Annotated in this window: 15 protein-coding genes; 5 read left to right on the top strand and 10 right to left on the bottom strand. The window is 55.5% G+C overall.

Annotated features, from left to right (window positions below):
- Window positions 1–255 precede the first annotated feature (255 nt).
- Window positions 256–1,401, top strand: a complete 1,146-nt coding sequence (locus QQL54_RS12075; protein ID WP_348520758.1) for a glycosyltransferase family 4 protein — start codon at window positions 256–258, stop codon at window positions 1,399–1,401.
- Here the strand turns inward: QQL54_RS12075 and QQL54_RS12070 are convergent.
- The 8 genes from QQL54_RS12070 to QQL54_RS12035 all read right to left on the bottom strand — a co-directional run bounded on the left by QQL54_RS12070 (window position 1,398) and on the right by QQL54_RS12035 (window position 7,352).
- Window positions 1,398–2,123 (bottom strand): ABC transporter permease, encoded by a 726-nt coding sequence (locus tag QQL54_RS12070; protein WP_284391019.1) that lies wholly within the window; start codon window positions 2,121–2,123, stop codon window positions 1,398–1,400. The two genes, QQL54_RS12075 and QQL54_RS12070, sit on opposite strands and share 4 nt — an antisense overlap.
- Window positions 2,120–3,052: an ABC transporter ATP-binding protein gene (locus QQL54_RS12065; protein ID WP_284391017.1), complete on the bottom strand. Its 933-nt coding sequence runs from the start codon at window positions 3,050–3,052 to the stop codon at window positions 2,120–2,122. Before QQL54_RS12065 ends, QQL54_RS12070 begins: the two co-directional genes overlap by 4 nt.
- A 90-nt stretch (window positions 3,053–3,142) precedes the next feature.
- Window positions 3,143–3,319 (bottom strand): DUF4177 domain-containing protein, encoded by a 177-nt coding sequence (locus tag QQL54_RS12060; RefSeq protein ID WP_284391015.1) that lies wholly within the window; start codon window positions 3,317–3,319, stop codon window positions 3,143–3,145.
- A 9-nt stretch (window positions 3,320–3,328) separates the two neighbouring features.
- Window positions 3,329–3,502 (bottom strand): DUF4177 domain-containing protein, encoded by a 174-nt coding sequence (locus tag QQL54_RS12055; RefSeq protein ID WP_284391013.1) that lies wholly within the window; start codon window positions 3,500–3,502, stop codon window positions 3,329–3,331.
- Entirely contained in the window at window positions 3,499–3,678 is a 180-nt protein-coding gene (locus tag QQL54_RS12050; protein ID WP_284391011.1) for a type II toxin-antitoxin system antitoxin, read from the bottom strand. Before QQL54_RS12050 ends, QQL54_RS12055 begins: the two co-directional genes overlap by 4 nt.
- Window positions 3,679–3,684: 6 nt before the next feature.
- A complete protein-coding gene (locus QQL54_RS12045; protein ID WP_431355941.1) occupies window positions 3,685–4,467 on the bottom strand; it encodes an SPFH domain-containing protein in 783 nt (260 codons plus the stop codon).
- Between the two features lie 213 nt (window positions 4,468–4,680).
- Complete coding sequence (locus QQL54_RS12040) at window positions 4,681–6,636, bottom strand: S9 family peptidase (RefSeq protein ID WP_284391007.1); 1,956 nt, start codon at window positions 6,634–6,636, stop codon at window positions 4,681–4,683.
- A 140-nt stretch (window positions 6,637–6,776) separates the two neighbouring features.
- On the bottom strand, window positions 6,777–7,352 hold the full coding sequence (locus QQL54_RS12035) for an SLATT domain-containing protein (RefSeq protein WP_284391004.1): 576 nt from the start codon (window positions 7,350–7,352) through the stop codon (window positions 6,777–6,779).
- 38 nt (window positions 7,353–7,390) lie between these two features.
- Here QQL54_RS12035 and QQL54_RS12030 point away from each other — a divergent pair, with 38 nt between their 5' ends.
- Together QQL54_RS12030 and QQL54_RS12025 are read left to right on the top strand one after the other, a co-directional pair.
- Window positions 7,391–8,029 carry a MarC family protein gene (locus QQL54_RS12030; RefSeq protein WP_284391002.1) on the top strand — a complete coding sequence of 213 codons (639 nt, stop codon included), beginning with the start codon at window positions 7,391–7,393 and terminating at the stop codon, window positions 8,027–8,029.
- Window positions 8,030–8,115: 86 nt separating this feature from the next.
- The gene (locus tag QQL54_RS12025) at window positions 8,116–9,813 is read left to right on the top strand and encodes a carboxylesterase/lipase family protein (RefSeq protein ID WP_284391000.1); all 1,698 of its coding nucleotides are present in this window, start codon (window positions 8,116–8,118) and stop codon (window positions 9,811–9,813) included.
- A gap of 7 nt (window positions 9,814–9,820) precedes the next feature.
- Here the strand turns inward: QQL54_RS12025 and QQL54_RS12020 are convergent, their stop codons facing one another.
- Both QQL54_RS12020 and QQL54_RS12015 read right to left on the bottom strand, forming a co-directional pair.
- A complete protein-coding gene (locus QQL54_RS12020) occupies window positions 9,821–10,810 on the bottom strand; it encodes a carbon-nitrogen hydrolase family protein (RefSeq protein WP_284390999.1) in 990 nt (329 codons plus the stop codon).
- 35 nt (window positions 10,811–10,845) lie between these two features.
- Window positions 10,846–11,157 (bottom strand): DUF6958 family protein, encoded by a 312-nt coding sequence (locus QQL54_RS12015; RefSeq protein WP_284390997.1) that lies wholly within the window; start codon window positions 11,155–11,157, stop codon window positions 10,846–10,848.
- A gap of 80 nt (window positions 11,158–11,237) precedes the next feature.
- Here QQL54_RS12015 and QQL54_RS12010 point away from each other — a divergent pair, with 80 nt between their 5' ends.
- Both QQL54_RS12010 and QQL54_RS12005 read left to right on the top strand, forming a co-directional pair.
- Window positions 11,238–11,861, top strand: coding sequence for a class I SAM-dependent methyltransferase (locus tag QQL54_RS12010; protein WP_284390995.1), 624 nt, complete (start codon window positions 11,238–11,240; stop codon window positions 11,859–11,861).
- A complete protein-coding gene (locus tag QQL54_RS12005) occupies window positions 11,858–12,334 on the top strand; it encodes a hypothetical protein (protein ID WP_284390993.1) in 477 nt (158 codons plus the stop codon). Before QQL54_RS12010 ends, QQL54_RS12005 begins: the two co-directional genes overlap by 4 nt.
- The last annotated feature ends 33 nt before the right edge of the window (window positions 12,335–12,367 follow it).

The raw sequence follows: 12,367 nt of genomic DNA, 5'->3' as shown, positions 1-12,367 counted from the left end.
TGCAATCAGTAACCCATATGTAAGAGAGCCGATTGGGGCGAAACGAAGTTATTCCGCTTTAAGAAAATGCCTCATTCTTTGCAGAAGAAGCGTCGAAATACTCAACGGGCGAATCGTTCACGCAGTAAAAGACTATAAATTGCATACTTGTCTATTCCGGTCGGTCGGGCATTGGAAGCGGTAGGACGACCGTATAGGGCTGCTCTGCAAGGGTCTCTTTGATCTTGCCAAGAGTGGATGAACGGAGAGGGCGCTGTGAAAATCCTGCTCGTAACGGATGCTTGGCATCCGCAGATGAACGGCGTTGTCCGCACACTTGATACGACTGTGGAATTACTCCGCGCTCGGGGACACAAGGTCGAGGTCATTGCGCCGAGCGATGGTTATTGGACGATGCCGCTGCCGACCTATCCAGACATTCGCCTGGCCCCCTTTGCCAAACATGATGTGGAACAACGTATTGTCCGGTTTGGCCCCGAAGCGGTTCATATCGCAACCGAAGGCCCGTTGGGATTGGCGGCACGGTCGCTTTGCCTGCGCTGGGGCATGCCGTTTACAACCAGCTATCACACCAAATTTCCGGAATATATCAAAGCGCGCGTACCCTTCATTCCAATGGCACTGACCTATAAATTCGTGCGCGATTTTCATAATTCGGGCGGCCGAACCATGGTCACGACGCCGAGCATGGCGGAGTTTCTAAGCACACGCGGCTTTACCGGGCTCGGCGTGTGGGCGCGCGGCGTGGACACCGACTTATTCCATCCCGATAAACGCCATGCGCCGGATGACGTTTATGCGGATCTGCCCCGCCCCATTTTCGTTAATGTCGGGCGGGTGGCCGTTGAGAAGAATATCGAAGCTTTTCTTGAGCTCGATCTGCCGGGCTCCAAGGTCGTGGTCGGTGACGGTCCACAAATGGACGCGCTTAAAAAACGCTATCCTGACATCATCTTTACGGGCGCGAAGTTCGGCGTCGATCTCGCGAGGCATTTCGCCGACGCGGATGTATTCGTCTTTCCGTCAAAGACGGATACATTTGGTTTGGTCATTATAGAAGCCATGGCCACAGGCACACCGGTCGCCGCTTATCCGGTCAGCGGTCCCATCGACATCATCCCGGACTCAAAAGCCGGGATTGTCGCAGAGGATTTGAAGACAGCGTGTCTGGACGCGTTGGACCTGTCCCGGGAAGACACGCGCAGCCATGCGGAACGGTATAGCTGGGACGCGGCCACCGATATTTTCTTCGACCATCTGACTCCTGTCTATGAACCCAATGCCCGCAGACGCTGGCGCCGGGTCCGCCGTCTCGGCAAGATCGCCAGCAGCCCGCTGCATGTTATTCGCCGCGAAACCCGGAGGCTCTGGCGAATTCTACGCGGAAAGAGTGTGCGTTAGTGCCAATCTCGGCGTGAGAGCCAAGCGATGGTTAGTGCGAATAGTAGCACGCCGCCGAGACTCCCCATGAGAAGTGCCTGCTGCGCCCGTTCAGGGTCGGAGTTCAGAATATTCGTCGCCATCAGCCACGGGAAATACAGGCCCGCCTGAGCGCTGGTCGCGACAACCGCCACGAAAGTGCCCGCAATGCCGACCACGACTGGGACAGCGAAACTTTCAAACCGCATCGCGACCGCAAACTGAATGGCGACAACCAACAAACCGGTCAGCCACATCTTGAACAATATACCGCCCATGAGCGCCAAGGGCAGATCGCCCTGCATCGCCGTCTCTGGCGCGATCCAGCCAGCAACGATTCCACTCATAATCGTTGCGACCCCAATGAGCGCACTGATCACGGCCATGACGAGTACAATGATGACGGCCTTCGCGGTGAACACGGCCCATTTAGGATACGGCAATGCCAGCGTGTAGGACCAAGCGCGCGAGCCATGTTCAAGCTGCGCAATCAAGGCGGTCAACGCTGTCGCCGACATTGGCAACAAGAAGAAACTCCAAATGGCCGCGCCGCTCATCGCCATATTGTTCCATTGGTCGGTACTATTTCCGGTCGCGATGGCAGCTACACCGAGCAGGAAGACCATGGTCGGGATCGATAGGATCAGCAAAACGATGAGGGAGCGCCGCAGTTTGAGGCATTCAGCCTGCAATAAGGCGATCATGACATCGTCTCCATGCGGTCTGTCGGCATTTGAGCATCCGCCGTCAGGGTCAGGAAGAGCTGTTCCAAGCTGGGTTCGACAAGGCGCGCTTGGCTGACGGAACATCCGACCTCAACCAAGGCTGTGATCAAGCGCGCGCGCGCTTTCACATCGATGGGTGAGGTGACCACGATACCGTTAGGCCCAGCCTTCGCGTCCAGCTTCATAGATGTGGCCGTCGCGAGCGCCACCTCTATGTCAGACGTATCGATCACTAGTGCCGCCTGAGTCTGCGCCATCAAACTGTCGAGCCGCCCTTGGAAGAGAAGACGCCCAGATTTGATCAGGGCGACATGGTCCGTCATCTGTTCCATTTCCGACAATTGATGACTGGAAACAAAAACCGTCGTGCCGGATTGCTCTGGCAGTGTCTTGATGAGACGCCGCATATCCGCGATGCCCGCCGGATCGAGTCCGTTGGTTGGCTCGTCCAGCATAAGTAGTTTCGGATGCCCCATCAGGGCCCGTGCTAAAGCCAAGCGCTGGCGCATGCCGAGCGAATATCCCCGCACGCGCCGATCTGCGGCCTGGCGTAGATCGACAATCTCTAACACGCGGGCGATTTCGGACGTGTCGAGTTTGAGCAGCACGGTCGAAATTCGTAAAACTTCTCGGCCCGTCAAGTTTGGATAAAGCGCCGGATTCTCCACGATGGCGCCGACTTTGGCCAAAGCCACCGAGCGTTGCGTGCAGATATCGGCCCCATTGATCCAGACTGACCCCGCATCAGCGCGAATCAAACCCAGCAATAATCGTATCGTTGTTGTCTTGCCGGATCCGTTCGGACCGAGAAAGCCGAACACACTGCCTGTCGGCACATGCAGGTCGATTCCATTCACGGCCTGCACAGAGCCGAAGGCCCGCCGCAGTCCGTCCGTTCTAATCGCCAAATCCATTCTATCTCGCTCCATCAACATTGCATCCAGTCTTGGCGCACCCATCATGGCGAGACATGGCCCCAATCAGGGCATTCTGACGACCTATTTCTCCCGCTTAAGGAAGGCCTGCACATTTTGGGCGATGGGCGTGACGCCAACCAGTTGCCAGCCCAGCATACCCAGCTGATTAAGCTCAGATTGAAATTGCTGGTCCTTCTTTTCAGGCTTCCCGCCCCAGACGCTGCCTTTGAGTGTGATGACTTTATATTCGTATCGCATGACCGTTTCCTATCGCGGGCGTTTGAGGTAAAAAACCGTCGGTGCTGTGTTGAAGTGAGCGGCGTAACATTCCCAGCCTTCCAGTCCGAGCCGGTTAAGAATATCAGTGCTGGCATCGCGGATTTTTCCGCCGGTCATGCCTTTCCCACCTTCAACAATCCTATATTCCCACTTTTGTCTCATGTGTCGTCTCCATCGTCCGCTTGGTCCCGTGACAAACGACCTTGCTTTCGCAGCGCGTCGCGCAGGACATATTCAATCTGCGCATTTAAAGAGCGCAATTCATCATCGGACCAGCGGCGCATGGCGTCGAGCACCGGCGCGCTGATCCTTAAGGGATATGACTTTTTATCAGCCATAGCTCGTTAGTAGAGGCTGCCGGTATTCACGATCGGCTGGGTCGCCTTGTCCGAGCAGAGCACGACCAGAAGATTGCTGACCATGGCTGCGCGACGTTCTGGGTCCAGGTCGACAATGTCTTTGGATTGCAGCTCTGCCAGAGCGTCTTCGACCATACCGACAGCGCCTTCGACAATCTTCTTACGCGCCGCGATGATAGCCCCGGCCTGCTGACGCTGCAGCATGGCTCCGGCAATTTCAGGCGAATAGGCGAGGTGCGAAATACGACTCTCAATGACGTGAATACCCGCCTTGGCCAAACGCTCTTGGATCTCGTGACGGAGGCGCTCCGAAATTTCATCCGGGTGAGACCGCAGGCTGATCTGGTCATCCTCATGTTGATCATAAGGATAGCTGGTCGCCATGGCCCGAATGGCGGCTTCAGACTGGATTTGGACGAAGCTCTCATAGTCGTCGACATTGAACACGGCTTCAGCCGAATCTGAGACTTCCCAGACCACAATCGCGGCGATTTCGATCGGCGAGCCATCCAGTTCATTGACCTTCAGCTTGCCACTTTCGAAATTGCGTACACGCTTGGAAATCTTCTTCTTCGTGTAGAAAATATTGTTCCAGCGCAGGCCCGTTTCATCAACCGTACCGACATATTTTCCAAACAGAGACAGAACCGCGGATTGGTTCGGGGCGACCGTGTAGAGACCCGCCATGAGCGCAAGCCCAATCAGAGCTGCCAGAATGCCGCCAATGGCAACGATTCCCGCGTCAGCGCGGATCAAGGCAATGAACATGTAGGCGCCTGCCACGATCAAAGCCAAAGATGCCAACAGCATGGGTATGCCTGGCAGTGAGCCCGTATCTTTCTCTCTTATTTCACTCATCAGTCTCTCCTCTCAACTTATTATGATATCAATATGATATCGTTTTATCGTTTGTCGAGATGAAAAAACCCGCAACCGAGGTAGCGAGTTGATTCAGTTAGAAATTTTTGAGCCTAAAAATACTTATTTCTCGAGAACCTCGGCAAGGAAGTCGGCTTGGACTCGTTCATAATAGAGACGGTTGCTCAACTTGCGCCAACCATGGCCTTCATCGGGCATCAAAACATAGTCAGCGCGGATACCGTTGTCACGTAACGCCCGGACCATCACTTCTGTCTCATGCACATCGATACGAGGGTCCATCGCGCCGTGTGAATATAGGACAGGCACGCGGATTTGGTCCGCCTTCCCGATGGGGCTGATTTCCGTATAAAAGGCGCGCCATTCAGGATCGTTGATATCGCCATATTCGATCAAGTCCGCCGCCTTCAGGCCCGGACTCGCCACTTCCAGTGCCGTGACCCAATCGCCGACACCAAAGAGGGCCACACCTGCGTCGAAAACGTTAGGATAATCCGCGAGCACAGCGTTGACCATATAGCCGCCATAAGATCCGCCCATTACGGCGGCACGGGATGTGTCCACGCGGCCATCGCTTTCTAGATGATCGAGCATGTCGACCAGATCACGCACAGAATCCAAACGATTCCGCTGATCATCCAGCGTGACATAAGTTCGGCCAAAACCGGTTGAGCCGCGCACATTGGATTGGAACACGGCAATACCGCGCGACAGTAAATATTGGACCGTACCGTTATAGCTAGGACGCGCCTGTGCGGTCGGACCGCCATGAACCATAAAAACAACCGGCGGCGTTTCGAGCGCCCCGCGAGGCAGATAGAGCAAGCCCTGTACTTCAACGCCATCGCGCGCGTTCAGTCGAACCGATTCAGGCTGGATCAGAAAGGCCGGATCAAGCGTGTCATAGTCGGAGGTAAAGATGCGACGCGATTCCAGTGTTTCGAGATCGACGTGGTAAAGATCGCCTGGAATGTTGGAAGCAGACACACGGACGAGCGCCTGACTGCCCGCACAGTCGACAGAGTGAACCCCAGCGGGTAATCCCTCAACAGCGACATTTTCGTCATTGGGTCGCACCACACGTGTCTCAGAGAAACCGTCCTGATTGACCGTGTATAATGTGCTGCCACCGCAAACGCTGAAACCGTCCACGTCTCTGTCTGCTGCTGGCACAAAGGGGGTCGCCGCCTCACTTCCGCTGACATCGAACAGTGTCAGAGCTGCAAACTCGCCGCCCCGATTCGTCGCCAAAAGCACTGAATTTGCCGATAGATACTCTACTCCAGCATCGGTGTGATTGGCGCGCGGTGTCGGATCAGACAGAACTGTCCGCTGACCACTCTCTAGATCAAGCGCAAACAGTTTGTCGCTATCTTCACCAACGGTCTCGCTAATAATGGCCGTGCGGCCGTCAGGGCCGACAGCTTGGACGTAATTCCCAAGCACACCTTCATAGACCAGAGTGGCCTCTCCGCTTGTTACATCCGCTTTATAGATGTCGAAATCTGCGCCGTTTCGTTCGGTCGAACTAAAAACAATAGTCTGGCCATCGCTCGTAAAGCCTCCAAATTGCCGGAAGCCTTGCTCAGTCGCCGCCAAGATCAAGCTTGGCTCTCCCCAAACACCATCGACTTTGGACACGCGCCAGTAATTTTCCCGCTCATCGCCATTATTGTCCGACCCGAAAACCAAGTCGCCCTTGGGCGAGAACTCAAAGAAAGTGATGCCAGACCCGAAGGAGAGTTGTTGCAACGTTTCTTTTGGGTCGTCGGCATTCGCATCCATCACGTAAAGCTGCCGATCACCGGTTAGGGACAGGCGCGTGGCGATAGTGGTCCCATCCGGCGACAGACGCGACGGCCCCGCCCCGCGCGCCATCACATAAGGCGCGACGGCACTATCGAGATCCGCGTCGCTGGCCACGGGCTGCATGTAGGTGAGCGGCGCAGGTTCGGTTTTCACCACCTCTGTTGCGTCTGGCGGCACCTCTGTTTGCGTGGCGTCGGGCGCGCAAGACGCCAACAAGAAAGCAAGTGGAAGCAAATATCGTATGGTCATTCCCCCTTGCATCACAGAGAGGGCTGCCATGCAAGCATGACGGGTCGCTAGACTTGCCGCGCCTTGACGCGGCGATTAAAGCGCCGTGATGAGCGCCTGGTTCGACATGGCTGTTTGCTAAATTAGGCAAATATACGCGACTAAGATGAATCTCCTTGGAACAACAATGCTACGATAAGGCGGGCAATGATCAAGAATGGAATTGCAAAGCAAACAGCTACAACCAACCAAAACCATGCCTTTCTAAGGAAGTAAGTTAAATATGCGACCCGACTTAGTTTGATCACAACGCCTTTAGAGTCAGTGCATGTTCTCTTTCTCAAGATTTTTTCATCGACTAAAATTTTAAGGTAATCGACTTGATGATGATTTTGATAACCAGCCAGTAACTCATGGTACTTGCTGTCTACATCCTGAGATGTATCTGAATTAAGACGGTCTAGACGAAGGTAACATTCACGATGCTCACTAGCTTTGCCGCTGAAGTTTCCGGCAAAGGTCATGCAAGCAGTTGTAAATGTAGCAATATTCAAGAGAAGTATTAACGGGGTTTCAAATAGAGATTCGCCTGTGCCAAGCGCCACGAGCGCGATAGCAATTAAGGAAAAGGCATAAAAAATAACAAGCCAATTCAAAATACTGTTATAGGTTTTGTATCTTCTCTCCGCATTCATTCGAGCCCTAGAAGTAAACCATATCTTTGTCCGAATACACATTTCTTAGCTATAAGCGTTTAAAGTAGGAATCTGCAATCATGTCATCTTGGTTCGACATGGCCGTCTTCGTGTCGGCTTTCACGACGCTATTCGTGATTGTGGACCCGCCCGGCTGCGCGCCCATTTTCGCGACGCTGACCCAAGGTACGTCCAAATCCCATCGTCGGAGGATGGCCTATAAAAGTGTCGGTGTGGCATCCGTCATTTTGATCGGTTTTGCCTTTGTCGGCGAATGGCTGTTCTCCAAGCTTGGCATTTCACTGGACGCACTGCGTATTGCGGGCGGTATCATGCTGTTCATCATCGGGCTGAACATGGTGTTCGAGAAGCGCACAGAAAAACGCGAAGACCGCGCCGAGGACCTGCTCGAAGACATTGCTGATCCAGAAGATATTTCTGTCTTCCCGATGGGTATTCCCATGATCGCCGGACCGGGCACGATGGCCTCGCTACTGCTGATGATGGGCGACCAACCTGATCATGCTGGCGAGATTGCTGTCATGACCGCCCTAGTCGCTGTTCTGCTGATTACACTGGTCAGTTTCCTTCTGGCCGGCGGTCTTATCAAGCTAATGGGCAAGACCTTCACCAATGTACTGACCCGCGTGCTCGGTGTCCTGCTCGCGACGCTGGCGGCGCAATTCGTGCTGGACGGCATTCAAGGTGCGCTGTTCTAGCTATCGCGTCTGGATTACCGGCCATCACATAGACGATTGCCACGGAGCGATTTGACCATCGGGGTTAGTCGCTCGTAACAATGTCTATGCGTTCTATCCTTCTCGTTTCTGCCTTCATCCTTGCCGCTTGCTCAAGCGTGCCAGATTCCACCGCCATACTGTCGACGCCGCAAGGCCCGGTGCAGGGCATTATCACCGACAATCCTGCGATCGCGTCCTACCAAGGCATTCCCTTTGCCGAGCCGCCAATTGGCGATCTGCGTTGGGCGCCGCCCGCACCGGCTCCGACTTGGACGGAAGCGCGTGACGCCAGTCAGTTTGGAACCCGGTGCATGCAGGCGACAGATACGGAGGGCGACTTTTTTGACCGATTGATCGACGGGCACGGCCTGTCTTGGATCAAGAGTTTTGCGATTAAACGTGTCGTCGCCGCGATGGACCCACCGCCTGTCAGCGAAGATTGTCTTTATCTGAATGTGCGCGCGCCAATCGATGCCAAGGATGCGCCTGTCATGGTTTGGATTCATGGCGGCGGTCATCAGTTTGGATCGAGTGATTTCGATTATTATCAAGCCAACGCCCTGCCCGAACGCGGCATCGTTCTGGTCACCATCAATTATCGGCTCGGTGCCTTCGGCTATATGGCGCATCCGGCGCTCAGTTCGGATGATGCGCGCGGTGTGTCCGGCAATTACGGCACGTTGGATCAGGTCGCGGCTTTAGAATGGGTTCGCGATAATATCGCCGCTTATGGCGGCAACCCAGAGCGCGTGACGATCTTTGGCGAAAGCGCCGGCGCTTGGTCAGTAACGGAACTAATGAGCACACCGCTAGCGGAGGGCTTATTCCATGGCGCGATTTTGCAATCCGGCGCCTCGACCTATCACTTGGGTCAGTTGGAGGGAGACGGCCTTGGGTGGCCATCCGGGCACGATACCGGACGGGCCGTTGCCGAAGCGCTCGGCCTCAATAATCCCAGCGCGGCAGACTTACGCGCCATTCCTGCGGATGAAATCCAGGCCGTTGTCACCGAAACCCTGTCGGAAGGCTTCCACCATATACGTGACGGCGTCGTCTTCCCTCACAATGTCGGACAAGCTTTTGACCGCGGCCAAATCCATTCTGTACCCATGATCGCGGGGTATAATTCCGATGAAGGCACATTGTTCTTCCCAGACGATCCGCAGCCCACAGTCTGGCTCAACGATTTGGAGCGAGGCGGCCGCGATATGTTGATCGCACAGCTCTCGGATCCGTTCCCGACCCAAGCCGCAGAGATTATCGATCTTTACAAGCTCGACACAGATTTCGAGGCGGGCGGCACACAGATGATGGGTGACGAGATTTTCGGCGTGAATATCCGCTTTGCGGCACAAGCGACCGCCAAGACGGGCGCACCGAGCTGGACCTACTTCTTCTCCCGCGTACCGCCCTCCAAGAAGCAGACGATGGGCGCGTTTCACGCCGCAGAGATCCCCTTCGTCTTTGGCAGCCACGAACCCGTTCTAGGTCTGACCGATCAGGACGATGCTTTAACGGATCAGATGATCGGATATTGGGCGAGCTTTGCCGAAAATGGCGATCCTAATGCACCAGGCCTACCCGAATGGCCGCAGCATCAAGAAACGAACTGGATGCATTTTTCCGCTAATACAGACCGCCCGACGGCACAGCTTGAAACCGATTTACGCGGCGACAAACTCGACCGACTGTCCGAAGGTCTGCATGTCAAGCTCGACGCCCTGAGCCAGACCGAGCCCGGCCGGTACGCTGCGTTCGACTAGGACACGATCAATCTGTTTTGAAGGTGGCGATGGCCTGCCGAGTCCGGTCCACGATCAGCTGAGTCACATCAGGGCGGGAGTAATGGCCTGACGGGTCGAAGTTTTGTCGTTCCTCGCGCACCCGTGCAATATCGATCTCAACGGTACGAACTCCGGTCTCTCCAACCCCATTGTTTCCGACCCAAGGCTCCATAAGAAACGTTCCGTCTGGCGCGCAAATGCATGAGCCACCATCCGCTGCTAACTCACCAATCGCGTCGCGCACAAATTCAGCCTCCGGCATGTCGTCGCGCACGTCAGAGCCGCGCATCACAGAGCTGACACTGATCACATAAGACCGACCTTCCTTGGCCAGAACCGGCGTCAGGTCTTCCGTATTGCTTCGACTGCCCGGCCAGCCTGCCACATGCAGGTCCTCGCCCTGTGCATAGAGCGCGGCGCGCGCCAGCGGCATCCAGTTTTCCCAACAATTCAGCCCGCCCGTAGTGAAAGCGCCCAGCCGGTGCGTCACCAATCCGTTCCCGTCGCCCGGTGACCAGACCAGACGTTCTTCATAAGTGGGCTGCAGCTTGCGGTGCACGGACTGCACCTCGCCGCTCGCATCAATATAGACATAGGAACAGTAGAGCGAGTGACCGGAACGATCGCGCGGACGTTCAACAATACCGAGCCACGCCGCCATCCCAGTCGTGCGCAGCGCGGCGCAGATCGTATCCAGATGCCCATCCTCAATAGTGACAGCCTGATCGGAATAATGCGAAAACAGCGTTTTGTTGCGCGCATCATTAAACCGCGCCCCGTCGCCTGCCGATAGCCAAAACGGATATCCGGGGAGGTAGCTTTCAGGAAAGCAGATCAGGTCCGCGCCCTGATCTGCGGCCTCAGTAATTGCAGCAATAACACGGTCTGTCCCGGCCGCTCGGTCGAGAAAGGCCGGAGCCAGTTGCGCGACGGCAACACGCAAGCGTGTCCGCGTATGAGATGATGCTTTTGCCATAGGGTCTTATCTTTCTAGCCTGCCAGACGCGCTGACTACCTTAGGACAACCAAGCGCTGCGGTGATCCCGACAACCGAGCAATATCGCCCTCGACTTCCATATTCAGTTTAACGGTCGTGACATGCCAGCCAAGAGAGCCAATTTTATCCAGTTGGTCCGCGCTTAAGCGAGGCCGCACCGCCTCAGTCAGTTTTGAAAAGACGAACCCATCAGATCCAGCCTCCCTAACGACCTCAACAATAACGTCGCGCAAACAATCATACTTCCAGCTCGGAATTCGGGTCACCCCATCGCGGCCCTCAGCCGGAGTCCTGCATTCAGTTTTGGGGTCATCAGTCTTAGACATCGTGCTCTCCTATTCCGAAACTCCACGTCGCGACAATCAACTCTCTGGAAGTCCGCCGTCAAGCGCGCTAGGCGATCCGTATGGGTTTCTACAACACGACGATCTTGCCAAAAGTGCTCGACCTCGCTTGTGGCACCAAGCCAATCGCTAAACAGCGCGAGAAGGTTATCCCGCAAGCGCGCGGCGACGTCGTCGAAATCGGCATCGGTTCAGGTCTCAATTTACCCCATTATGACCCAGCTAAGGTTCGCCGCATCACCGGCATCGACCCGGATGATGGCTTGTGGCACCGCGCCGAACCCCGGGCTTCAGCCTGCGATTTCCCGGTCGATCGGCTCGGCCTATCGGGCGAAACTCTGCCACTAGGTGACGCCTGCGCGGACACCGTCGTTGTCACTTATGCGCTTTGCACCATTCCCGACCCGGTCGCCGCCTTGCGCGAAATGGGTCGTGTGCTCCGTCCCGGCGGAGAGATCTTATTCACTGAACATGGCCGTGCGCCGGACCTGAATGTCGCGCGCTGGCAGAGACGCATCGATCCGATCTGGAAACATATCGCCGGCGGGTGTCAGACGGGCCGCGACATTCCAGCACTGTTCCGGCAGGCAGGCCTGAAACTTGCACGTCTTGATGAGATGTACATTCCGGGACCGAAAGTCCTCAGCTACAACTATTGGGGCGCGGCGACGCGTGGGGATTTATGAGCCGTTTAATCCAGTCCTTTACCGTCCTGATCGGCGCGTTCATTATCATAGCCTGTCAGGGCGATGTCGGGCCCGATAAAAGCTTGTTGATCGGGACTTGGGCGCAGCAAGGCGCAGCGCAGACCGACCCAACTTTAGTGGTTGAAAACGCTGTCATCACCTATGCACAAGACGGGCGGTCGACCTTTAACGGCATCATGATCATCACAGAAAATGACGGCATTCCGGAGCGATTTTCGATAGCCGCCACGGTCGGCTGGACCTTAGAAGAAACTGTCCTGACCCGGACGTTGCAAGACGTCAAAGTCACACCGGATATTTCAACACCAGAAGCCGATGAACTCGCGCGGGCGCTCGAAAATGCCTACCGAAACAGCCCGCCCGGACGATTGATTATCGAAACCTTAGACGCGGAAACATTGGCCTTGCTGGACGTCGATACGGGTACGACCCTGACTTATGATCGCCAATAGTCTTTAGATTCAAACACACTCTGGCCGGGAACA

The sequence above is a fragment of the Algimonas ampicilliniresistens genome (assembly GCF_030159955.1).
Classification (GTDB): Bacteria; Pseudomonadota; Alphaproteobacteria; order Caulobacterales; family Maricaulaceae; genus Litorimonas; species Litorimonas ampicilliniresistens.
This window is presented reverse-complemented; position numbering and strand designations above follow the sequence as displayed.

Bases quoted from the DNA above. Each gene is read 5' to 3' on its own strand.
- QQL54_RS12070 (WP_284391019.1), bottom strand. From the start codon at position 2,123: ATGATCGCCTTATTGCAGGCTGAATGCCTCAAACTGCGGCGCTCCCTC.
- QQL54_RS12060 (WP_284391015.1), bottom strand. From the start codon at position 3,319: ATGCGATACGAATATAAAGTCATCACACTCAAAGGCAGCGTCTGGGGC.
- QQL54_RS12055 (WP_284391013.1), bottom strand. From the start codon at position 3,502: ATGAGACAAAAGTGGGAATATAGGATTGTTGAAGGTGGGAAAGGCATG.
- QQL54_RS12050 (WP_284391011.1), bottom strand. From the start codon at position 3,678: ATGGCTGATAAAAAGTCATATCCCTTAAGGATCAGCGCGCCGGTGCTC.
- QQL54_RS12045 (WP_431355941.1), bottom strand. From the start codon at position 4,467: ATGTTCATTGCCTTGATCCGCGCTGACGCGGGAATCGTTGCCATTGGC.
- QQL54_RS12040 (WP_284391007.1), bottom strand. From the start codon at position 6,636: ATGACCATACGATATTTGCTTCCACTTGCTTTCTTGTTGGCGTCTTGC.
- QQL54_RS12035 (WP_284391004.1), bottom strand. From the start codon at position 7,352: ATGTGTATTCGGACAAAGATATGGTTTACTTCTAGGGCTCGAATGAAT.
- QQL54_RS12030 (WP_284391002.1), top strand. From the start codon at position 7,391: ATGTCATCTTGGTTCGACATGGCCGTCTTCGTGTCGGCTTTCACGACG.
- QQL54_RS12025 (WP_284391000.1), top strand. From the start codon at position 8,116: ATGCGTTCTATCCTTCTCGTTTCTGCCTTCATCCTTGCCGCTTGCTCA.
- QQL54_RS12020 (WP_284390999.1), bottom strand. From the start codon at position 10,810: ATGGCAAAAGCATCATCTCATACGCGGACACGCTTGCGTGTTGCCGTC.
- QQL54_RS12015 (WP_284390997.1), bottom strand. From the start codon at position 11,157: ATGTCTAAGACTGATGACCCCAAAACTGAATGCAGGACTCCGGCTGAG.
- QQL54_RS12010 (WP_284390995.1), top strand. From the start codon at position 11,238: ATGGGTTTCTACAACACGACGATCTTGCCAAAAGTGCTCGACCTCGCT.
- QQL54_RS12005 (WP_284390993.1), top strand. From the start codon at position 11,858: ATGAGCCGTTTAATCCAGTCCTTTACCGTCCTGATCGGCGCGTTCATT.